General features: G+C 65.1%; 18 protein-coding genes. 14 read left to right on the top strand and 4 right to left on the bottom strand.

Going from position 1 to position 22,768, the window contains the following annotated elements:
* Position 1: 1 nt before the first annotated feature.
* The 3 genes from V3C40_RS07395 to V3C40_RS07385 form a co-directional block, all read right to left on the bottom strand.
* Positions 2–721 (bottom strand): MgtC/SapB family protein, encoded by a 720-nt coding sequence (locus V3C40_RS07395; RefSeq protein ID WP_205412515.1) that lies wholly within the window; start codon positions 719–721, stop codon positions 2–4.
* A 362-nt stretch (positions 722–1,083) separates the two neighbouring features.
* A complete protein-coding gene (locus V3C40_RS07390) occupies positions 1,084–4,200 on the bottom strand; it encodes an efflux RND transporter permease subunit (RefSeq protein ID WP_331777041.1) in 3,117 nt (1,038 codons plus the stop codon).
* A 3-nt stretch (positions 4,201–4,203) separates the two neighbouring features.
* Positions 4,204–5,436: an efflux RND transporter periplasmic adaptor subunit gene (locus tag V3C40_RS07385; protein WP_331777040.1), complete on the bottom strand. Its 1,233-nt coding sequence runs from the start codon at positions 5,434–5,436 to the stop codon at positions 4,204–4,206.
* A gap of 392 nt (positions 5,437–5,828) precedes the next feature.
* Here V3C40_RS07385 and V3C40_RS07380 point away from each other — a divergent pair, with 392 nt between their 5' ends.
* Complete coding sequence (locus tag V3C40_RS07380; RefSeq protein WP_331777039.1) at positions 5,829–8,363, top strand: sensor domain-containing protein; 2,535 nt, start codon at positions 5,829–5,831, stop codon at positions 8,361–8,363.
* Positions 8,364–8,367: 4 nt separating this feature from the next.
* Here V3C40_RS07380 and V3C40_RS07375 read toward each other — a convergent pair whose 3' ends face one another.
* The gene (locus V3C40_RS07375; RefSeq protein WP_319990768.1) at positions 8,368–9,339 is read right to left on the bottom strand and encodes an endonuclease/exonuclease/phosphatase family protein; all 972 of its coding nucleotides are present in this window, start codon (positions 9,337–9,339) and stop codon (positions 8,368–8,370) included.
* 37 nt (positions 9,340–9,376) lie between these two features.
* Between V3C40_RS07375 and ybaK the strand changes: the two genes are divergently transcribed.
* The 13 genes from ybaK to V3C40_RS07310 all read left to right on the top strand — a co-directional run bounded on the left by ybaK (position 9,377) and on the right by V3C40_RS07310 (position 22,767).
* Positions 9,377–9,868 carry a Cys-tRNA(Pro) deacylase gene (gene ybaK, locus V3C40_RS07370; protein WP_034746908.1) on the top strand — a complete coding sequence of 164 codons (492 nt, stop codon included), beginning with the start codon at positions 9,377–9,379 and terminating at the stop codon, positions 9,866–9,868.
* A 97-nt stretch (positions 9,869–9,965) separates the two neighbouring features.
* Positions 9,966–10,610 (top strand): glycerol-3-phosphate 1-O-acyltransferase PlsY, encoded by a 645-nt coding sequence (gene plsY / locus V3C40_RS07365; RefSeq protein WP_235194155.1) that lies wholly within the window; start codon positions 9,966–9,968, stop codon positions 10,608–10,610.
* A gap of 89 nt (positions 10,611–10,699) precedes the next feature.
* The gene (locus V3C40_RS07360; RefSeq protein WP_034746914.1) at positions 10,700–11,359 is read left to right on the top strand and encodes a DsbA family oxidoreductase; all 660 of its coding nucleotides are present in this window, start codon (positions 10,700–10,702) and stop codon (positions 11,357–11,359) included.
* Positions 11,360–11,429: 70 nt separating this feature from the next.
* Positions 11,430–11,720 (top strand): DUF427 domain-containing protein, encoded by a 291-nt coding sequence (locus V3C40_RS07355; RefSeq protein WP_034746917.1) that lies wholly within the window; start codon positions 11,430–11,432, stop codon positions 11,718–11,720.
* A 39-nt stretch (positions 11,721–11,759) separates the two neighbouring features.
* Positions 11,760–12,719 (top strand): DUF2157 domain-containing protein, encoded by a 960-nt coding sequence (locus V3C40_RS07350; protein ID WP_331777038.1) that lies wholly within the window; start codon positions 11,760–11,762, stop codon positions 12,717–12,719.
* The gene (locus tag V3C40_RS07345; RefSeq protein WP_219327860.1) at positions 12,716–14,377 is read left to right on the top strand and encodes a GDYXXLXY domain-containing protein; all 1,662 of its coding nucleotides are present in this window, start codon (positions 12,716–12,718) and stop codon (positions 14,375–14,377) included. Before V3C40_RS07350 ends, V3C40_RS07345 begins: the two co-directional genes overlap by 4 nt.
* 102 nt (positions 14,378–14,479) lie before the next feature.
* On the top strand, positions 14,480–15,712 hold the full coding sequence (locus tag V3C40_RS07340) for a metal-dependent hydrolase (protein ID WP_331777037.1): 1,233 nt from the start codon (positions 14,480–14,482) through the stop codon (positions 15,710–15,712).
* Positions 15,713–15,824: 112 nt separating this feature from the next.
* Positions 15,825–17,576: a cation:proton antiporter domain-containing protein gene (locus V3C40_RS07335; protein ID WP_034746925.1), complete on the top strand. Its 1,752-nt coding sequence runs from the start codon at positions 15,825–15,827 to the stop codon at positions 17,574–17,576.
* An 80-nt stretch (positions 17,577–17,656) separates the two neighbouring features.
* Positions 17,657–18,565 (top strand): ion transporter, encoded by a 909-nt coding sequence (locus V3C40_RS07330; RefSeq protein WP_070301274.1) that lies wholly within the window; start codon positions 17,657–17,659, stop codon positions 18,563–18,565.
* 49 nt (positions 18,566–18,614) lie between these two features.
* Positions 18,615–19,595 (top strand): 3-oxoacyl-[acyl-carrier-protein] synthase III C-terminal domain-containing protein, encoded by a 981-nt coding sequence (locus V3C40_RS07325; RefSeq protein WP_070301275.1) that lies wholly within the window; start codon positions 18,615–18,617, stop codon positions 19,593–19,595.
* Positions 19,596–19,605: 10 nt separating this feature from the next.
* The gene (locus tag V3C40_RS07320) at positions 19,606–20,643 is read left to right on the top strand and encodes an NAD-dependent epimerase/dehydratase family protein (protein WP_331777036.1); all 1,038 of its coding nucleotides are present in this window, start codon (positions 19,606–19,608) and stop codon (positions 20,641–20,643) included.
* On the top strand, positions 20,636–21,466 hold the full coding sequence (locus V3C40_RS07315) for an MBL fold metallo-hydrolase (protein WP_331777035.1): 831 nt from the start codon (positions 20,636–20,638) through the stop codon (positions 21,464–21,466). Before V3C40_RS07320 ends, V3C40_RS07315 begins: the two co-directional genes overlap by 8 nt.
* A complete protein-coding gene (locus V3C40_RS07310) occupies positions 21,463–22,767 on the top strand; it encodes a F390 synthetase-related protein (protein WP_331777034.1) in 1,305 nt (434 codons plus the stop codon). The genes V3C40_RS07315 and V3C40_RS07310 overlap by 4 nt, the downstream gene beginning before the upstream one ends.
* The last annotated feature ends 1 nt before the right edge of the window (position 22,768 follow it).

Raw genomic sequence — 22,768 nt, 5'->3', positions numbered from 1 at the left:
ATCACACTCCCCGTTCTGCGACAAATTCCGCGTTGTTGACGAGCGCCCACCGCACGGCCGAGACGCTGCCTTCCAGGCTCACCTGGCTGACGATCTGCTCCAGCAATCCCAGGCTGGACAGGGGCGTGAGCAAGTCGGCCCGCACTTCGATGCGTCCCGCGTGCGCGGCATCCTCGCTGTGCAAGGATTGCAGCATCAGGGCCGGCATACCGCTGATCAAGCGCAGCATCAGCTTGCGCACCTGGACTTCCTGCTCCGCCTCGCATACGGCCGTCACGCGGTAGATGCTTTCCGTCTCGATGCCCGCTTCGCTGCCGTGCGCGTTGATGCGCTGGGCCAGATGGCGCAGCACGAGGTTGGCGATCAGCACGAAGCCCGTGCCGATCGCCGCTTCCAGGGCGAAGCCCAGGCCGCACAGGATGCCGATGGCGGCCGAGCACCACAGGGTGGCGGCCGTGTTCAAGCCTCGCACCGTCATGCCTTCGCGCATGATGACGCCGGCGCCCAGAAAGCCGATGCCCGACACCACCTGCGCGGCGATGCGCATGTGGCCAGAGGCATCGCCTTCGAGCACGGAAACCATCACGAACAGCGAGGCGCCGACGGACACCAGCGCGTTCGTGCGCAGGCCCGCCATGCGCTGGCGCAGCTGGCGTTCGGCGCCGATCATGGCGCCCAGGGTCAATGCCGCGGCAACGCGCAGCGCAAAGTCAAATACCACCATTATTTCTCCCGGCTGGGGAGGAACAGGCGAGTGCATAAGGCGAAGACTATCCGCCCGGATTGGGGCAGCAGACGACAACGGTGGAACGATGAGGGGGGAAGTGGCGGCGAGAGAGTACTGCCGCTGGTAAAGCCGCACCTTGCCGAGGGCAAGGCGGGCGGAATGCGCGCGTCTTGCCTAAGGCCGATCGCCGATGGTCAATCGACTACTGTCACTGGAACAAGCACCCACGAGTCACTCCATATCATTGATAACGGGGACAGTCTAGCCAGTGGGGCTGCTTTGGTCAACTGAAGCTCTCTTCAGGAAGCCGCCGCGTCGTCCCCGCCAATGCGGGGACGGTGAAGGCGACCGGTGGATCAGTGGGCGTGTGCCTTGGCGTCGTCGGCATCGGCGTGGGCATGCTCGCCGCCGCCAAAGAAGCGCGCGGCGCGCTTGCCCAGGCTATCGAGGTAGGTGTAGGCGACGGGCACCACCACCAGGGTCAGCAAGGTCGAGGTGATCACGCCGCCGATGACGGCGCGGCCCATCGGCGCCTGCGATTCGCCGCCGTCGCCCATGCCGATGGCCATCGGCAGCATGCCGAAGACCATCGCCAGGGTCGTCATCAGGATGGGACGCAGCCGCACTTGCCCCGCTTCCATCAGCGCCTCGAACTGCCCCAGGCCTTCGCGCTGGCGCTGGTTGGTGAAGTCGACCAGCAAAATCGCATTCTTGGTGACGAGGCCCATGAGCATGATGAAACCGATCACGGAGAAGATGTTCAAGGTACTGCCCGTGATCAGCAGCGCGGCCAGCACACCGATCAAGGAGAGCGGCAGGGACACCATGATGGCGATCGGCTGCAAGAAGCTGCCGAACTGCGAGGCCAGCACCAGGTAGATGAAGATCACGGCGATCCCCAGCGCCATCATGGCGCCGCCCATGGTTTCGGCCATCTGCTGCGCATTGCCGGCCACGTCGAAGCGCACGCCCGGCGGCAGATCGATGGACTTGATGGCCTTTTGCACGTCGGCGTCGACGTCGCCGGCAGGGCGGCCCTGCACGCCCGCATAGATGGCGACGCGGCGCTGCAAGGCCTGGCGTTTGAGCACTTGCGGGCTCGATGACGGCACGAAGTCGACCACCTGGCGCAGCGGAATCATGACGGGCTTGCCGTTCGCGTCAAGCTTGCTGGACGCCAGCGACAGGTCGGCCAGGTCGGCCACCTTTTGCCGGCCCGACTTGGGCAGCTGCACGTTGACGTCGTAGTTCTGCCCGTCGGATGCCAGCCAGTGGCTGACCGTGTCGCCGGCGACAAACGGGCGCAGGGCATTGCCGATCTGCTGCACCGACAATCCCAGGTCGCTGGCCAGTTCGTTATTGATCTTCACGGTGGTCGACGGATTGGCGCCTTCCTGGCTGTATTCCATGTCGGCCAGGCCCTTGATGTTGCGCATCTTGTCCATCAGCGTGTGCGCCACCGCATCGAGCTTGCCTTCGTCCGTGCCGAGGATGGCGATGAAGATGGGACGCTGGCCGACGGACAGGGTGATGCCGGCAATCGGCGCCAGGCGTTCGCGGATCAGCTTTTCCAGTTCCTGCTGCGAGCGGCGCTTGTGCGTCTTGATGTCCGTCAGTTTCAGGTTCACCTCGGCCGCGTTGCGGCCATCGGGCGTGCCGATATTGGCCACCAGGCTGTCGATCTCGGGGAATTCCTTCAGGGCCGTTTCGATCTGGCGCACTTTGCTATCCGTGTATTCGAGGCTGGAGCCGACGGGCGTCTTGAAGCGCAGGTTGACCCAGCCCTGGTCCGTCTCGGGGAACATCTCGCCGCCGATCATGGGCACGAGCATCAGGCTGCCCGCGAACAGGGCCACGGCCGTGGCCAGGGTCGTCTTGCGCCAGCGCAGGGCCAGGGCCAGCACCTTGCCGTACCAGACGTGCAGGCGGTCGATGCCCGTCTCGATCCACGCCATGAAGCGGCCCAGCCACGGCACGTACTTGAAGCGGTCCTTGACGGGGTCGCGCCAGACGGACGACAGCATGGGATCGAGCGTGAAGCTGACGAACAGCGACACGAGCACGGCGACCGCCACGGTGATGCCGAACTGCAGGAAGAAGCGGCCGATGATGCCGTCCATGAAGGCGACGGGCACGAATACGGCGACGATGGCGAACGTAGTGGCCATCACGGCCAGGCCGATTTCATTGGTGCCGTCGTTGGCCGCCTTGTAGTGGTTCTTGCCCATGCCCAGGTGGCGCACGATGTTTTCGCGCACGACGATGGCGTCATCGATCAACAGGCCGATGCACAGGGACAGCGCCATCAGCGTCAAAAAGTTCAGGGTAAAACCGAAAGCCTTCATGGCGATGAAGCTGGCCAGCACGGAAATCGGCAGGGTCAAGCCCGTGATGATGGTCGAGCGCCACGAGTGCAGGAACAGGAAGACGATCACCATGGTCAGCACGGCGCCTTCGATGATGGTGCGCTTGACGTTATTGAGCTGGCTTTGCACGCGTTCCGATTCGTCGTCCAGCACGCGCAGGGTGATATCGGGCGGCAAGGTCTTTTGCAGGTCGGCCGCCACTTTCAGGATGCCGGTGCCTACTTCCACCACGTTGGCGTCCTGCACCTTGGTGATTTCCATGGTCACTGCCTGCTGGCCGTTCATGCGCGAGATCGACAGTTCTTCCTGCTCGCCATCGACGACGGTGGCTACCTGGTCCAGGTAGACGGGGCCGACGGCGCGGCGCGCAACGATGATCTTGCCGAATTCGCGCGCATCCTTGATCTTGCCTTCCACGCGCACCAATTGCTCGGCCGCGCCATGGCTGATGGAGCCGGCCGGCAAATTCGTATTCGTGGCCTGGATGGCGCGGATCACTTCATCGACGCCGATGCCCTGGGCATTGAGTTCGATCGGCTTCATGCTGATGAGGATCTGGCGCGCGCGCAGGCCGCGCAGCTTGACTTGTCCCACGCCGGCCACGCCCTGGAAACGCTTACTGATGATTTGCTCCGTCATGGTCGACAGCGAGCGCAGGTCATGTCCGGTCGATGTCAATACGATGGTGGCGATGGGGCGTTCGTTGTCGCCTTCGGCGCGGGCGATGAACGGGTCCTTGGCTTCTTTCGGGAAGCGCGGACGCACCAGGGCCACCTTGTCGCGCAAGTCCTGCATGGCCTTGTCCATATTCGTCGACAGCTCGAATTCCAGGTAGACGCCGGCGCGTCCTTCCCACGAGTTGGCGCGGATGGTCTTGATGCCGCTGACGGTGTTGACGGCGTCCTCGATGGGGCGCGTGATGTCGTTTTCCACGGCTTCGGGCGAGGCGCCCGGGTAGTTCACTTCAATGGCGGCGAACGGGAACTGCACGCTGGGCATGCTTTCCACGCCCAGGCCACGGTAGGAGAAGATGCCCAGCACCACCAGCGCCACCATGACCATGGTGGCGAAGACGGGGTTTTGAATACTGACTTTGGTCATCCACATGGCTTAATCCTTCCGTGCCAGCACGGCTGCCGGCGCGGCGGGCGCGCCTGGCTGTGCGGCGAAGGTCACGCTGTGGCCCGGCTTGACGCCATCGAGTTTGGCGACGATGACTTTCGCGCCCGGCACCAGGCCCGACGTCACTTCCGCATAGCCTTCATCCTCGTTGCGCAAGCCCAGAGTGACGGGCTGGGCGACGACCTTGTTGTTCACCAGCGCATACACGACGGGGCCCTGCTTTTCATTGCGCACGGCCGTCAGGGGCACCAGCGGCGCCACGATTGAGCGTTCGGTGACGATGCTGCCCTTGGCGAACATGCCGCCGCGCAGCGCGCCATCGCCATTGTCGACGGCGATGTAGACGAGCATGGCGCGCGAGCCGCTCTCGGTGGTGGGGTTGATGCGCGTGACCTTGCCGGCGAAGTCGCGCGCGCCGAAGCCGTCGACCTTGAAGTGCACATCCTGGCCCAGCTTGATGCGGGGGATTTCCGCGCTGGGCACGGGCGCTTCCAGGGTCAGCTGCGCCAAATTGACGATGGTGTAGACGGGCATGTCGGGCGAGACTTTTTCGCCGGCCTGCAGGTGGCGCTTGCTGATGATGCCGGCCATCGGTGCGCGGATCACCGTGTCGGCCACCGCGATGCGGGCGATGTCGAGCATGGCGGCGGCGGACTTGACGTTGGCGCGCGCCAGGTCGACGGAATTTTGCGTCGTGTCGTAGGCCGTCTGCGAGATGTATTTTTGCTTGAGCAGCGCCTGGCTGTTCGCTTCATTCTTGCTGGCCATCGACAAGCGCGCCTGCGCTTCGTCGAGCATGGCTTGCTGCTGCGTCAGGCGGGCGCGCTGGTCGGCCGCGTCCAGGCGCACGAGGATTTGCCCGTTGGCCACGTGCTGGCCTTCCTGCAAGGTCGTTGCCTCGATCACGCCGGAAACCTTGGCCTTGATGGTGGCCTGGGTCACGGGCGCCAGCGAGCCGGACAGGGGCAGGCTGATACTGAGGGCGCGCGCATCGATGGCGGCCACGTCGCCCTGCGCCAGTTCATGCACGGGCGTCTTTTCCTGCTCCTTCTTCTTGCTCGCCTGCTGCTCGGCCGCCTTGGCGGCTTGCTGCTTCGACTGCATCACCGTCCAGCCGCCGCCGGCCAGGCCCAGCACGACGAGGATCAAGACGGGCGTGCGCCAGCGCCGGCGGCGCGTGGCGGCAAGGGGGGAGGCGGGGGGCAGGGTCTCGTTTTTCATAGGTTTTTTAGTCAGGAGCGGCGCAGGGGTTCGGCGCCAGGTCTCGGTGCGGCCGGCCTGCGGCAGGCCGGGGGAATTCGGGTAGCGCATCACCGTGGCGGCCGCAGACAGCACGCCTGCCGCTGCGGCCGTTCACGGCGATGCGCATGTTGCCACTTTAGGAAGATTCAAGGCTTGCCGCCATCGCTGTGCGACAGATTGCACAAAATCGGGGCTGGAATGCAAAAAACGGCGACCGGAGACCACGGCCAGCATGCGCGCCATGCGCGTCACGATGCTTGCGCATCCTCAAGAAGCCGATTCGCCGGCGCGCAAGAATGGTCGGGATGGTTGCGCCACCGGACAGGCCATACGCCCGCCGGTTGCCGCGCGGCCGCGCCACAGGGGGCCTGATGTCTGATCGGATTGCCGGAGCCGCCCCGTCGCCGGGCCGTTTGCTGGCCGCGGCCGAACCGCAGGCGGGGCCGGCCGGCAAGGCGCTCGATTTGCTGTCGATCATTGTTACCGCGATCGAACAGGCGCCCGGCCTGGCCGTACGCGGCATCGACCGCGACGGCATGGTGCGCTACTGGAGCGCTGGCGCGGCGCGCCTGTATGGCGTGGCGGCCGAATTGGCGCTGGGCCAGCCGTGGGCCACAGTGGCCGCCGCGCTGCCCGGCGCCGCCAGCGTGGCCGAGGCGGCGGCGGGCGAACTGGCGGCCGTGTGGGAAAGCGGCAAGGCGCGCAGTACGCGCCTGTGGAAGCTCGCTGCAGACGGGGCCACGCCGCGCTGCATCTGTTCCACCGTGTTTCCCGTCATTCAATCCGGGCGTGTGCGGCAAGTGGTCTGTGTCGATGTCGACATCACGGCCGGTGGCCACGACGGCGCCGCGCAGGGCGCCTTGTTGCTGATGGGCGACAATTTCCGCCAGTTGTACGAGAAATCGGCCGACGCCATCCTGCTGCTGCGCGACGAGCATATCGCCGAAGCGAATCCGGCCGCCATTGCCCTGTTCCGATGCGAAGACCGGCCACGGTTGCTGGGGCGCCGCCTCAGCGACTTTTCGCCCTTGCGCCAGCCCGATGGCGCATTGTCCTCGTTGCGCGGCACGCAGCTGGCGGCGCAAGCCCATGCCGACGGCAACTGCCGCTACGACTGGCGCTATCAGACATGCACCGGCGAGCTGTTCTGGGGCGAAGTGCTGCTCACGTCCGTCACGCTCGACCACACCTATCTGTTCTATGCCGTGATCCGCGATATTTCTTCGCGCAAACTGGCCGAGCGGGCCCTGTACCTGTCGGCACAGGTGGTCGAACATGCGCGCGAAGCCATCGTCGTGATGGATCCGCAGCAGCGCGTCGTCAGCATGAACCCCGCGTACAGCGAGATCAGCGGCGACAGCCTGGACGATATGTTGGGCAAGCCTTTTGTGTTGCACGGCGTGGAGCCGGACGCGCCCGCGTTTTTCGACCACGTGTGGGATGAGGTCGAGGCGAACGGCTATTGGCAAGGCGACATCCTGGGCCAGCGCAAGGCGGGTGGGCGCTACCCGGCCTGGCTGTCGCTGACGGCCATCCGCGACCCGCAGGGCCAATTGAGCAATTACCTGGCCATCCTCAGCGATATCAGCGAGCGCAAGAAAAACGAGGAACACACGCGCCACCTGGCCGAGCACGATTTCCTCACCGATTTGCCGAACCGGGTGCTGCTGCTGGACCGGCTGTCGCTGGCGCTGGCGGCCGCGCGGCGCAAGCTGAGCATGCTGGCCATCCTGTACCTGGACCTCGACCACTTCAAGCACATCAACGACAGCATGGGCCACCACGTGGGTGACTTGCTGCTCAAGGAAGTGGCGCGGCGCCTCGTGCGCTGCGTGCGCGGCGTCGACACGGTCAGCCGGCATGGCGGCGACGAGTTTGTCATTATCCTGGCCGAGGTGGGCGGCATCGACCAGGTGGCCCACGTGGCGGCCAGCCTGCTGCATGCCGTGACGCAGGTGTACCAGCTGGGCGAATATGAACTGCACGTGTCGACGTCGATCGGCGTGGCCATCTTTCCCAGCGATGGCGACGGCATCGATACCCTCGTGCACAACGCCGACATCGCCATGTACCACGCGAAGGAAAACGGGCGTAACAATTTTCAGTTTTTCAATGCCGAAATGAATGCGCAAATCGTCGAGCGGGCCAGCCTGGAGCAGGGCTTGCGCGAAGCCTTGGGCCGTGATGAATTCGTGCTCGAGTTCCAGCCCGCACTCGATGTTGCCAGCGGGCAGATCCTCGGCGCCGAAGCGCTGCTGCGCTGGCATCACCCGCAATTGGGCGTGCTGCCGCCCGAGCGCTTCATCGCCGTGGCCGAGGAATGCGGCTTGATGGTGTCGATCGGTAACTGGGTGCTGCGCCACGCCTGCCTGCGCGCACGCGCCTGGCACGATGCGGGCCATGCCTGGCGCGTAGCCGTGAATCTGTCGCCGGCGCAATGCCTGCACAATAATTTATTGCTCAGTGTACAAGAAGCGCTGGCTGTGTCCGGTTTGCCTGCCGCCAGCCTGGAACTGGAAGTGACGGAATCGTTGCTGATGAAGGGCGGCGCGCGCCTGGCCGGCGTGCTGGCGCAGCTGCGTGCGCTGGGCGCCAGGCTGGCCATCGACGATTTCGGCACCGGCTATTCGCGGCTGGCCAATCTGCGCCATTACCCGGTGGACAAACTCAAGATCGACCCGTCGTTCCTGCCCGCCGCCGCGGACGGCGCGGCGGGCGAGTCCGACACGGCCGTCGCCGCCACCATCATCGCCATGGCGCGCGAGCTGCAATTGACGGTGATCGCCGAAGGCGTGGAAACGGCGCAGCAACTCGCGTATCTGCGGGGGCAGGGCTGCCAGCAATACCAGGGGCGCTTTGCCAGCGCGCAAGTCGAGGGCAGCGCGCTGGCGAGGTTGCTGCATTAGTTAATTAGTGGACATTTCCCAGCAGCCTGATGCGCGCCAGCACCTGGCCATGGTCGGAGGCATGCGGCAAGCCCAGCAGCAAATGGTCGTTGAGATACGTCACTTCCTGCAGCACGCCGATGGCGCGCGGCGAGGCAGGATGAAAATGTTCGGACACGAGGATGTGGTCGATCGTCATGTAGGCGCTGTCGTGGATATTCGTGTAGCCCACGTGGCGCAAGGCATCCTGGCGCAGCTGGATGGCGTTGGCGTCGTACAGGCGCGCGCGCATTTCCGGCATGTCACCATGCGGTTCGCACGGCGCGCCCGCGCCCATGACGATGGCCGTGGTGACGGCATTGGCGATGTCGTTGAAGTCGCCCAGCACGATGCGGGGACGGCCGCTACGGCCCAGTTCGCTTGCCAGCACGCGCAGGGCCACGGCCTCCGCGCCGCGCCGCTGCAGCGAGCGCAGGTTGGCCAGCGCGTAGGCGGCCGCATCGTTGCCATCGCCATGGCGGTAGTCGGGCCGGCGCGATTTCAAGTGCACGACGACCACGTCCGTGAGTTGTCCGCCAGGCAAGATGACCTGCACGTGCAGGGGCGCGCGGGCGAAGCGGCAGGCGTTGTCCTCGGCGGAGACGCTCACGCCGGCGGGAAAGTCCGCCCAGGCCACACCGGCGCCCACCAGCGGCAGGCGCGACACGAGCGCCACCGTGGGCAGCATGCGTCCGGCAATATCCATCGCGTCGTAACCGGCCACGGCGGCTTCGCGGTAATGGCGCGTGCGCGACAGCACGTCGCGCAGGGCCGCTTGCGAGAAAATTTCCTGGAAGCCGATCACGTCGGCGTCGAGCAGGTCGATCTGCCGCGCCGTCCACTCCGCCTTGGCTGCGTATTGCGCCGGGCTCAACGGTTCCAGGTTGTCATACAATTTCGCCCCGGCGGGGGCAAGGTTGCAGACATTGAATGTGGCAAAGCGGATTTCTTCCTGCATAATTAGCACTCCTCACTGAACGATCAGCGTATCACGCATGGCTAAAAAAGAGCATATTTCCGAAACCCAGGCGACGCAGTTGCTGCGCAAGCATCAAGTTTCCTTCGAAGAACACCCGTATCCGTACGAAGAGCACGGCGGCACCAGCGTGTCGGCGCGCGAACTTGGCGTGCCCGAACACGACGTGATCAAGACCCTGGTGATGCAGGACGAGGCGGCCAAGCCGATGATCGTGCTCATGCATGGCGATTGCAAGGTGTCGACCAAGAACCTGGCGCGCTCCATCGGCTGCAAATCCGTCGAGCCGTGCAAGCCCGACGTGGCGCAGCGCCATTCTGGCTACATGATCGGCGGCACGTCGCCGTTCGGTACGAAGAAGGCCATGCCCGTGTACGTGGAGCAATCGATCCTGGACTTGCCGCGCATCTACATCAATGGCGGGCGGCGCGGTTTCCTCGTCTCGCTGGCGCCGCAGGTGCTTGTTGATTTGCTGCAAGCCAAGCCGGTGCAGTGCGCCTTGCAGGATTAAGAAAACCAGTCCCCGCCCTGTCCGTAGGCGGGGCGCTGGTGTATATTCTGCTGCGCCAGCCTCGATGTTGGTGTAATAAACACAATAAAGGGAAGAAATGAATCCAGTAATCACAACCGTGGCAATGACAGTGGCCGCTTACTTGCTCGGCTCGATATCGTTTGCCGTGGTGATGAGCAAGGTCTACGGCATTGCCGATCCGCGCACCTATGGCTCGAAAAATCCGGGCGCCACCAACGTGCTGCGCAGCGGCAACAAGGGCGCCGCCATCATGACCCTGCTGGGCGATGGCGCCAAGGGCTGGCTGGCCGTGTTCCTGGCCGACCATTTTGCCGGCGCGCTGGGCGTGGGCGACACGGCCGTGGCCCTGGTGGCCATCGCCGTCTTCCTCGGCCATCTGTGGCCCGTGTTCTTCCGCTTCGTCGGCGGCAAGGGCGTGGCGACGGCCCTCGGCGTGCTGCTGGGCATCAACCCATGGCTGGGCCTGGCGACCTTGGCCACCTGGCTGATCATCGCCTACGCGTTTCGCTATTCTTCGCTGGCAGCGCTGGTGGCGGCCCTGTTCGCGCCGTTTTACTATGGCTTGCTGTTCGGCGTCGATCCCATCTTGCTGTCCGTCATCGTCATGAGCGTGCTGCTCGCTTACCGCCACAGCCAGAACATCGCGAATTTGCTCTCTGGCAAGGAAAGCAAGATCGGCGGCAAGAAGGATGCGGCCAAGGCGCCCGTCAAGAAAAAGTAAAATGCCGGGGTCAGACCCGCCGGGTCTGACCCCAACCTTGCGGCGCCGCGCGGTGCGGCCGCCACCGACTCGCGCAAAGGCTGCCCACCATGACTGTTTCCACTCCCACTCCCGTCCGTATCGATTTCGTTTCCGACGTTTCCTGCCCCTGGTGCGTGGTCGGCCTGAAATCGCTGGAGCAGGCGCTGGACAAGCTGCAAGACACCGTCCAGGCCGACATCCACTTCCAGCCTTTCGAGCTGAACGCCAACATGCCGCCCGAAGGCGAGGATGTCGGCGAACACATCGCCCGCAAATACGGTTCCACTCCGGAACAGATGGCGCAATCGCGCGAAGCGATCCGCGCGCGTGGCGAACAGCTGGGCTTTACCTTCGCCATGGACAAGCGTGGCCGCATCTACAACACGTTTGACGCCCACCGTCTGTTGCACTGGGCCGCTCTGGAAGGGCGGCAGAAGGAACTCAAGATGGCGCTGTTCGATGCCTATTTCACGCAAGGGCAGGACCCATCCTCGCACGAGGTGCTGCTGGCCGTGGCCGGCAAGGTGGGGCTTGACACCGTGAAAGCGGCCGACGTCCTGGCATCCGGCGCCTATGCGGACGAGGTGCGCGCGCAGGAACAGTTCTATCAGCAGAACGGCATCAACTCGGTGCCGGCCGTCATCATCAACGAGCGCCATTTGATTTCCGGCGGCCAGCCGCCTGAAGTGTTCGAGCAAGCCTTGCGCCAGATCATCGCCGGCGCTTGAACCGGGCGCCAATGGCGCGCGCCATGACGGTTAATTTCGGCTACACTCCGCAGTGAAGGAGGATAGCCAAATGCCAACAGCCCGCTGGAATGGCGCCGTCATCGCGCAAGCGACCGATGCGCAGGTGCAAGTCGTTGAAAACAATATATATTTTCCTTTGTCTGCGGTGACGCAGGACTACCTGCGTCCCAGCAGCCACACGAGCGTTTGCCCATGGAAGGGCACGGCCAGCTATTACGACCTCGTCGTCGACGGCCAGGTCAATGCCAACGCGGCCTGGTATTACCCCAAGCCCAAGGATGCCGCCAAGCAAATTGCTGGCCACGTCGCCTTCTGGCGCGGCGTCAGCGTCGAGCGCTGACACTTTCTTTCCATACTAAAAATCAATAGAAAGCAGACGATGGATTTACGCCTCGCCGTGTACCAACTCGCCTCGGCCCATGCGCTCGATGCCCAACAAACCCGGCAGTTGCAGGAAGTGGCCGGTTTCCAGCGCGAACCGGCGCGCCTGGCCTACTGGCTGCCGCGCGGCGTGGCCGTGCTGGGCGCCGCCTTGCTGGGCATGGGCCTGATCTGCTGGGTGGCCGCCAATTGGGAAGACTTCGGCCGCATGGGCCGCTTTGCCCTGCTGCAAGGCATGTTTGCCGCCGCCTGCTTGGGCGCGTTTGCCGTGCCCAAGGCGCGCGTTCCCTTGTTGCTGCTGGCCTTGCTGGCCATCGGCGGCCTGTTCGCGTATTTCGGCCAGACCTACCAGACGGGCGCCGATCCGTGGCAGCTGTTCGCCCTGTGGGCCGTGCTGGCCTTGCCCCTGTGTTTTGTCGCGCGCAGCGATGTGCTGTGGACGCCGTGGATGCTGGTACTGTCGACGGCCGTCACGCTGTGGATGCAGGCCCATGTGCGCCATAGCTGGCGCATCGATTCGTCCGACCTGAGCATTTTCCTCAGCGGCTGGCTGGCCGTGCTGCTTGCCTGTGCGTTTGTCTCCCCCCTGCTGGCGCGCTGGACGGGCGCGGGCAGCTGGGCCCTGCGCCTGGGCCTGGTGCTGGCCACCATCCTCATCACGGGCACGGCCGTCAGCGCCCTGTTCGGCAATGAGATCGAGTCGCCGTACTGGGCCGGACTGGGCTTGCTGCTCGTCGCCGGCGTCCTGCTGGCCACGGGCCGGTTCTTTGACGTGTTCGGCCTGAGCGCCGTGGCGCTCGGTATCAACACCTTGCTGGTGGGCGGCCTGACGCACGTGCTGTTCAACGGCCATGGCGACGGCGTCGGCGCGCTGACCGTGCTGGGCTTGCTGGCCGCCGTGCTGCTGGCGCTGACCGTGCAAGGCATACTGTGGCGCACGCGCCGGGAGGCGGCATGAGCAATATCAATACTCAACGAACCGATGCGCTCGCCACCTTGATCGACGACGCCACGCGCGCCGGCCTGCTGCCGCCCAACGCCACCCGCCCCGTGCAGGATGTTCGGCCGTGGCCGCTGGTGCTGATGACGGCCTTCGGCGCCTGGCTGGCCGCCATTCCCCTGATGATTGCGCTGGGCGTGGGCCTGGAAAGCATCGTGCGCCACGGTCCCGGCGCGTATGTTGTGGCCGCCATCGTGCTGGTGGTGGCCGTGCTGCTGATCCGCACGCGCGGCGTGGCGCTGTTTGTCGAGCAACTGGCCGTGCCCTGTCTGCTCGTGGGCGGCGGCTTGCTCGGCTATGCCCTGTATCGCGACTATTCCACGCAGACGGCGTCGCTGCTGCTGTGCCTGGCGTGCCTGGTGGTGGCCGCCGCCTTGCCGCGCGACTGGCTGCGCGTGCTGCTGGGACTGGTCGCCTGCGGCTTGCTGGGGCTGGGCATCGTCGATAGCACGCGCGACTGGATTTTCGAGAACGACCCCACGCAACTGTATTTCGCCTGGATGCTGGCCCTGGCACTGTGGCTGGCCGCCCACTGGCTGCAGAAGCAAGCGTTCAATGATGGCCGCGGCGCGCCCGTCGCCGCTTTCCTGGAATCGCTGTCGACGGGGTGGGTATTGGCGATCTTGCTGGGGCTGGTCTTCTGGTCGGGCATGACCTTCATGCTGGGCGGTGCCTTGGGCGGTGGCTTTGCCGGCGAAGTGGCGCGCGAAGTGACCCGGCATCAGGGTATTGCCTGGTATGCGCAGGCCTTGAATGGCGTGTCGCTCGTGCTGGCCGTGGCGGCCGCTGCCTGGACGGGGTGGCGCTGGCCCGCATTGCGCCAGTTGCCCGCCATCGGCGTGGCGCTGGTGCTGATCGTGCTGGCGTGGTTCATGCCGGCGCTGGGTCCGGTGCTGCTGATCCTTGCGTATTGCGTGACGAGCGGGCGTTCGCGCGTGGCCGTGGCAGCCGCGCTGGCGGCGGCGTGGATCATCGGCAGCTTTTATTACCAACTGGCCTGGCCGCTGGCCAGCAAGGCGGCGCTGCTGGCGATAGCGGGCGCCGTGCTGTGCGCCCTGTCGTGGCTGGCCACGCGCGGCGCCGTGCTGCACCTGGTGGAAAGCAAACCGGCGGGCGTGGCGGTCGAACGCCGCTTCTTGCGCCTGGGCGTGCTGGGCGGATTGCTGCTGGTGTTGTTCGTCGCCAATGGCGGCATCTGGCAAAAAGAGCAGCTGATTGCCAAGGGGGAAGCAATCTTCGTGGCGCTGGAACCCGTCGATCCCCGCTCGCTGATGCAGGGCGACTACATGCGCCTCAATTTCGTCAACCTTGGCGTGCTGAGCACGTTGGCCAGCGTGGAGCGGGCGCCCGGCCGGCCGTTTGTCGTGGCCAGGCGCGATGCGCGCGGCGTGGCGGAACTGCTGCGCCCGTACACCAAAGAAGCGCTGGCACCCGGCGAATTCCTGCTCGAGCTGACGCCGAAGGATGGGAACTGGGTGCTGGTCAGCGATGCCTGGTTCTTCAAGGAAGGCGAAGCGGCGCGCTGGGAAAAGGCGCGCTATGGCGAGTTCCGCGTGCTGCCCGATGGCCGCGCCTTGCTGGTGGGCATGCGCGGGGAAGATTTACAGGCGCTGTAGCCGCTTGATTGAACAAACCCAATGGCAGAATCCGGGGTCGTAACCTGAGGGTACGACCCCAGCCTTTGCTCTTGGGGTGGCCGCATCCTGTAAAATTGCCCGATGGATAATATTACGCATTCGGTCATCGGCCTCGGGGTCGGCGAACTGGTACACCGCAGCCTGCCGCCCGAGCCGCAAGCCCCCGCACAGCGCACCCGGCGTGCGCTGTTTCTCTTTACAGCATGGTTTGCCAGCAACGCGCCCGATCTCGACCTGGTGCTGACCAAGTTGTTGCCACGCCCCTTCGGCTACATGCTGCACCACCGTGGCCACACGCACACCTTGCTGCTGGCCTTGCCCCAGGCGCTGCTCTTGCTGGCCTTGCTGTGGCTGTTATGGCCGGGCGCGCGCCGTCTGCTGAAGGAAAGCGTGCCCGCCCGCATCGGTCTGGCCGCTTGCCTGCTGCTGGGATTCTGCTTGCACATGAGCATGGATTTCCTCAATTCCTATGGCTTGCACCCGTTCTATCCGTTTGACAGCCGCTGGCTGTATGGCGACATGGTCTTCATTGTCGAACCGATGTTCTGGGTGCTGCTGGGCGTGCCAGTGATCATGTCCTTGCGCTATGGCATCGTCAAAAGCGTGCTGCTGGCGGGGCTGGCGGCGGCCCTGTGTTTCTTCACCTATAAAACCTATCTGGCGCCCGCCTCGCTGGCCGTGCTGCTGGGGCTGGGCGTGATCCTGGCCGTGCTGCAGGGACGGGCCGGCGAACGGGGACGCGGTCCATTGCTGCTGGCTTTCGCGCTGGCCGCCACCTTCATCGGTACGCAGGGCGTGGCGTCGGCCCTCGGCCGTACGCGCATCGAGGCGGCCGTGCAGCGGCTCGATCCCGGCACGCGCGTGTGGGACGTGTCGATGACGGCCTTCCCCAGCAATCCGCTGTGCTGGATCTATGTCTCGCTCGACAGCAAGACGGACGTGTACACCCTGCGGCGCGGCACCCTGAGCCTGCTGCCCGCATCGCTGGCGCCCGCCGCCTGCCCGGCCGGGCTGGCCGAGACGGGCAAGAAGGAGCAGCAACTGGCGCCCGGCATCGCCGTGTCCGCCCGTGCGGAGGGCAGCCTGGCCGCCTTGCGTGCCTTGCAGGAAGACAATTGCTATGTCGACGCCTGGTTCCGCTTTGCGCGCATGCCCAGGTTGAATGCGGACAAGCTGACGGACGTGCGTTTCAATCCTGGCATGCAGCCCAATTTCACGACCGTCGAATTGCAACAGTTCCGCAGCCGGCCATGCCCCGCCTATGTGCCGGGCTGGGACCGTCCCCGCGCGGACATGCTGGCGCCGCCGAAATAGAGAACGGCTGTGTTGCTTTTAGGCAAAAAATATCGCGGGTGCGCCTGTTTTGCCACGACCCAGCATGCAATAATTGCCAATTCGGCATGGATATCATTAAGTTAGGACTATTTTGGAAGAGCAGCACGCCTTACCGTATTTGCGAGAAACCCTGCTGTTTCTCGCCCTGGCCGGGATTTTTATCCCGCTATTGCAACGCCTGAAGGTCAACCAGGTGCTGGGCTTCCTGGCCGTGGGCGCCCTGTTCGGCCCGTTCGGCTTCGGCCTGTGGGCCGGCGATTTTACGTGGCTGACGTATTTCTCGTTCGTGCGGGCCGAGCAGGTGAGCGGCCTGGCCGAGCTGGGCGTGATGTTCTTGATGTTCATGATCGGCCTGGAACTGTCGACGGAACGGCTGTGGGCGCTGCGGCGCTGGGTGTTCGGCGCGGGCGTGGGGCAGGTGGCCGTCAGCGCTTGCCTGATCGGCGGCGTGGCGTATTATTTTGGCCTGTCGCTGGAAGCGTCCATCGTGCTGGGCCTGGTGCTGTCGCTGTCGTCGACGGCCGTCGTGATGCAGTTGCTGACCGATCAGCGTTCCTTGCAGACGCCGGCCGGGCAGGCGGGCTTTTCCATCTTGATGTTCCAGGATTTGATGGTGGTGCCGCTGTTCATCCTGATCGACGTCTTCGCCAGCGGGCGCAGCGACGACCTGGCGTATCTGCTCAGCTTTGCGGCCGTGAAATCGGCGGGTGCCATCCTGCTGATCTATCTGCTGGGACGCCGCGTGATCCGCCCGCTGTTCCAGTTCTTTGTCAAGAAGCACCAGCCCGACGTGTTCATGGCCCTGACCTTGCTCAGTACCCTGGGCATCGCCGGCCTGACGTATCTGGCGGGCCTGTCGATGGCGCTGGGCGCCTTGCTGGCCGGCCTGCTGCTGGCGGAAACGGAATTTCGCCACGAAGTGGAAGTGACGATCGAGCCCTTCAAGGGCTTGCTGATGGGGCTGTTCTTCATGTCCGTGGGCATGCAGATCGACGTGCGTGAAATCCTCAAGTCGCCCGTGCTGATTCCCTTGGCCGTGCTGAGCCTGTTTGCGCTGAAGACCTTGGTCATCAGCGTGATTTTCCGCATCGGCGGCTTTCACTGGGGGCGCGCCGTGGAAACGGGCGTGCTGCTGGGTCAGGGCGGCGAATTCGCCTTCATCGTCGTCGCGTATGCGCTCGGCACCAAGCTGATCGGCCCGCAGGTGGCGCAGTTCGTCATGCTGGTGGTGGGCCTGAGCCTGTTTGCCACGCCGGCCTTGGCCAAGGCGGCGCGCGCGTTCGGCAACTGGTGGGAACAGCGCCACCACCATCAGCTGGCCGACCTGGCGCACGGCGCGCTGCCGCCGCAGGGCAGCACCGTCATCATCGCCGGTTTCGGCCGGGTGGGGCAGTTGCTGGCCAAGGTGCTGACGGAGCAGGATATCGCGTATGTGGCGATTGAAAACGACGCGCGCCTGGTGACGACCCTGCATCCGCGCGGTTTCCCCGTGTATTTCGGCGATGCGTCGCGCGCGGAACTGTTGCAAAAGGTGAATGCGGACCGGGCTGCCGCCGTCGTGCTGACGATGGACCATGCGGCCTCCGTGCTGCATGCCGTGAAATCGATCCGCCGCGAATATCCGCAGCTGCCCGTGTATGCGCGGGCCCGTGACGAGGCGCATGCCGTGGCCCTGATACTGGCGGGCGCCACCCTGGTCGTGCCCGAGGCGCTGGAGTCGGCGCTGCAGCTGACGGCCACGGTATTGCACGAGGTAGGCCTGTCGGAAGCGCGCACGACGGACATCGTGCAAGCCGAGCGCGACCGGCGCAATGCCGTGCTGCTGGCGAAAAAGCTGTCATAGTGCTGCCGTAGCGCAACAGTGCGTGTCGCCGTGCTTTGTCAATTATCTATACAATAATAGTATATGAGCACATCAACCACATGAAAGCCGCGACGAAAAGCGGAGCGGCGCCCCTGACGCCGCAGCAGCTGGCGGCGCAGGAAACGCAGCAAAAATTTGGCAAGCCCGAGCGGGGCTGGCGCGAGAAGGTGTACACCGTCATCTTCGAGGCGGAAACGCGCACGGGCCGCGCCTTCGATTTGCTGCTGATCGCCGCCATCCTGATCAGCGTGACGGTGGTCGTGCTCAGCAGTGTCGCCTCTGTGGCCGAGCGCTATGGCACCTGGCTGACGGCGCTCGAATGGTTTTTCACGATTTTATTCACCATCGAATACTTCGCCCGCCTGGCGTGCCTGCAGCATCCGGTGCGCTACGCCAAGAGTTTCTTCGGCGTTATCGACTTGCTGGCCATCGTGCCAACCTACATCGGCTTGCTGTTGCCGGGCGCGCACGTACTGATCGACGTGCGCATTTTGCGCCTGCTGCGCATGTTCCGTATCCTCAAGCTCACGTCGTATGTGCATGAATACACGGTGCTGGGGCGGGCCTTGCTGGCCAGCCGGCGCAAGATCCTCATCTTCCTGTCGTTCGTCATGATGGTAGTCTTTCTGCTGGGCACAGTGATGTATGTGGTGGAAGGGCCGGAAAACGGTTTCAGCAGTATCCCCACGTCGATATACTGGGCCATCAGCACCATGACCACGGTGGGTTTCGGCGATATCACGCCGAAGACCGACATCGGCCGCACCATCGCCTCGCTGATGATGTTGCTGGGCTGGGGCATCCTGGCAGTGCCCACCGGCATTATCAGCGCCGAGATGACGGTACAGCGCAGCTCCAAGCTGGTCACCACGCGTACCTGCCCCACGTGCCTGAAAGAAGGGCTCGACGACGATGCCAATTTCTGCAAGAACTGCGGTGTCGCATTGCCGCCGCTGGCCCGCGATTAGCGCCTGAACCCTTCATCCACCGTTTTTACTTTACTTTTTTAAGGCCAACATGATTCCAGTTCGCCTGATCGCGACGGGCAAGGCCGTGCCGTCGCACAGCGTTACCTCCGCCAGCCTGGACCTGAAACTGGGTCATCCGACCGGCTACACCTTGCGCAAGAGCGGCGTGCTGTCGCGCTTTGTCGCCGCGCCCGACGAATCGCAAAGCCAGCTGGGCGCCGCCGCCCTGCTCGACGCGCTGAAAAATGCCAGCCTGCGTCCAGCCGACATCGATCTTCTGATCTGCGCCTGCGGCGTGCCCGAGCAGGCGTTGCCGAACACGGCCTGCTTCGTGGCCGAACATGCGGGCTTGCCGCCTGGCACGCAAAGCTTCGATGTCAACGCCAGCTGCCTCAGTTTCATGGCTGCCTTCCGCGTGGCCGCGTCCATGCTGGCCGGCGGCGCCTATCGGCGCATCGCCATCGTCTCGTCCGACCTCGCGTCGCGCGGGGTCGACTGGAGCGAGCCGGAAGCGTCGATGATCTTTGGCGACGGCGCCGCCGCCGTCATCGTCGAGCGGGGCGACGGCAGCGCCGGCATCCGCGCCTACAAGATGGGCACGTATCCGGAAGGGCGGCGCTACTGCGAAATCCGCGGCGGCGGCACCGAGCGCAACCCGCGCAACGGCTGCGAACCGGGCGACTACCTGTTCCGCATGGATGGCAAGGCCGTGTTCCGCCTGGCCGTCAAGGTGATGCCGGATTTCCTCGCGGAACTGATGCAGGAGTCGGGCGCGGGACTGGACAAGGTCGACGTCGTCGTGCCGCACCAGGCCAGCCCGCTGGGCCTCGCGCATGCGGCGCGCATCCTCGACGTCCCCGATGCTAAAATCATCAAGATCTTTGAAACGCATGGCAACCAGGTGGCCGCGTCCTTGCCCACCGCCCTGCACGAGGCGGTGATGACGGGGCGTGCCGTGGCAGGCCAGCGTTTGCTGATGATGGGCACGGCCGCTGGCCTGACCATCGGCGGCATGATACTTGACCTGTGAAGGTGGGGCAATGAGGCGGATACTGGTCACGGGAGCGACGGGCGGGCTGGGACGCAATGCCGTGCGCACCCTGCTGGCGCAGGGCGTGGAAGTGCGCGCCACGGGCCGCAACGCCGCCGTGGGCCGCGAACTCGAACGCATGGGCGCGCAATTCGTCGCGCTCGACCTGGCGCAGGCCACGCCGCGCCAGGTCGACGAACTCGTGCGCGGCATGGACACCGTCTGGCACTGCGCAGCGCTGTCGTCGCCATGGGGCGCGGAGCGCGACTTCATCGCCGCCAACGTCACGGCCACGGCCCAGTTGCTGCGCGCGGCCGCCAGCCTGCACGTGGCGCGCTTCGTGCACATCTCTACCCCGGCCATCTATTTCGACTACCGCAACCACTACGAGGTGCCGGAATCCTTCCGCCCCGACGCCTTCGTCAACGCCTACGCGCGCAGCAAGGCGATGGCGGAAAAACTGGTGCAGGAGTGCGTCGACCGCCAGCGCGGCATGACGTGCGTGATCCTGCGACCGCGCGCCATCTTCGGCCCGCACGACCAGGTCCTGATCCCGCGCCTGGCGAGGGTGCTGCAGGAGCGCGGCGGCAAGCTGCCGCTGCCCAATGGCGGCGCGGCCACCATCGACGTCACCTATGTCGACAACGTCGTGCATGCGATGTGGCTGGCCACCGTGCACAAGACCATCGCTTCCGGCGCCGCCTTCAACATCACGAATGGCGAGCCGGCGCGCTTGTGCGACATCTTGCGCACCCTGTTCTGCGACCATCTGCAGCAGCCGTTCGAGATCGTCAGCGTGCCTTACCGCGTGCTGGCGGCGGTCGCGCGCCTGATGCAGTTCGCCTCGCGTTTTACGCGCCGCGAGCCATCGCTGACGCCCTACAGCATCGGCGCGCTCAGTTTCGACATGACGCTCGATAACGCCAAGGCGCGCAAGGTGCTCGGCTACCGTCCCATCGTCAGCCTGCAGGACGGCATTGCCCGCACTGCGCAGTGGATGCGCCAGGAAGCGGCGGCGCACAAGGTGGGCAAGGAGCGCAATGGCTAGCATCACCGCGTTTCGCGTCGGCCATTGTACGCATCCTTCGTGCATGGTCTTGAAAGGCAGCGGGCTGGCCAGCCGCTGCTTCCCCTCGCGCGCCTACCTGATCGAGACGCGCGCGGGCTTGTACCTGTGGGACACCGGTTACGCCGAACACTTCCGCGCCGCCACGTCGAAAGGCGTGTACCGCATGTATGCATGGGTGACGCCGATTTTCTTCGACGAGAACGAGTCGCTGCAGGGCCAGCTGTGCGCGCATGGCGTATCGCCCGGCGACATCCACACCCTGCTGCTGTCGCACTTCCACGCCGACCATATCGCCGGCATGCGCGACTTTCCCGGCGCGCGGCTGATGGCGTCCAAGACGGGCTGGGACGCCGTGCGCGGACTGTCCGGTGTGGCCGCCGTGCGCCAGGCCTTCGTGCCCGAGCTGCTGCCTGCCGACATTGCCGACCGCCTCGCCTTTGTGGAAAGCGTGCCCGAGACGTCCCTACCGGCGGCCCTGCTGCCGTTTACACACGGGCGCGACGTCAGCGGCACGGGCGAGATTTACATCGTCGACTTGCCCGGCCACGCCATCGGCCATCTGGGCGCCTTCGTGCTGCAGGACGGCGGCTGGACCCTGCTGGCGTCGGACGCGGCCTGGGTGCCGGAAAGTTTCCAGCAGCTGCGCGGACCGTCGGAACTGTCGTTCATCATCCAGCACAAGCGCGCGCCGTATTACGCCACCCTGAACCGGCTGCATCAGCTGCACCGGTCGGGCAATGCGCAGATCCGCATCACGCATGAAGACACGGTCGACTACATTGCAGTGGCGGGCCGTCCGTGAAGCGTATTTTCTGGCTGTTGCTGTCGTACTGGCGCACGCGCCGCTTGCGCTTTGCGGATCGCACGCAGCTGGCCGCCTACCAGCAGCGGCAGCTGGCCCGTTTCATCGATGTGCTGTGCGCGCGCAGCCGCTACTTTGCCCCATACCGCAACTTGCCGCTGGCGCAGTGGCCGACCATGAACAAAGCGCTGATGCTCGAGCATTTCGATGCCATGAACACGGAAGGGGTGACTTTGGCGCAGGCGATGGACGCGGCCATGGCGGCCGAGCATAGCCGCGACTTCACGCCGGCCGTGGGCGACATCACGGTCGGCCTGTCGTCGGGCACCTCGTCGCGGCGCGCCGTGTTTACCGTCAGCCCCCGCGAAAAGGCCCAATGGGCGGGCGTGATGCTGGCCAAGGCGCTGCCCGACGGCCTGTTTTCCGGCGAGCGTGTGGCCCTGTTTCTGCGCGCGAACAGCAATCTGTACACGGCCGTGCGTTCGCCGTGGCTGACCTTTGCGTTTTACGATCTGTTCGAACCGTTCGACGCACTGTGCGCGCGGCTGGCGCAATACCGGCCATCCGTCATCGTCGCGCCGGCCCAGGTGCTGCGCCAGCTGGCCCTGCGCGTCATCGACGGCAGCCTGGCGCTGGCGCCGAAAAAAGTCATCTCCGTAGCCGAAGTGCTGGAAGCGCAGGACCGCGCGCTGATCGTGCAGGCGTTTGGCGCCGTGCATGAAATCTACCAGGCCACCGAAGGTTTCCTTGCCAGCAGCTGCGAACATGGCGTGCTGCATTTGAACGAGGAATACGTGCATATCGAACCGCAGTGGCTCGATGTGGAAGACGGTGAACCGCGCCGTTTCGTACCCGTGATTACGGACTTCACGCGCATCACGCAGCCCATCGTGCGCTACCGCCTGGACGACATCCTGATCGCGCGCGCCACGCCATGCCCGTGCGGCCGCGCCACGCGCGCCATCGATGGCATCGAAGGGCGCTGCGACGATATGCTGCTCTTGCCATCCACGCGCGGCGGTGAACCGGTTGCCGTGTTTGCCGACGTGCTGACGCGCGCGTTTGCGCAAGCCTTGCCGGCCGATGCCGATTACCGCCTGGTGCAAACGGGCGATAGCGCCTTGCAGCTGCATGCGGCGCTGGACGATGCGGGCCTGGCCGCCCTGCGCGCGCACCTGGCAACGGTGCTGCGGGGCCTGGGCGTGGCCACCGACGGTCTGGCCTGGACGATGAGCGGCGAACTGCCTTCCTTTGACCCCACCATGAAACGGCGCCGCATCCGGCGCCTTGCCACCGCATGAA

This window comes from Janthinobacterium sp. LS2A, from assembly GCF_036543145.1.
In the GTDB taxonomy this organism is placed as follows: Bacteria; Pseudomonadota; Gammaproteobacteria; order Burkholderiales; family Burkholderiaceae_D; genus Janthinobacterium; species Janthinobacterium aestuarii.
Note: the sequence above shows the minus strand (reverse complement) of the source record. Positions and strands in the feature narration are given on the sequence as shown.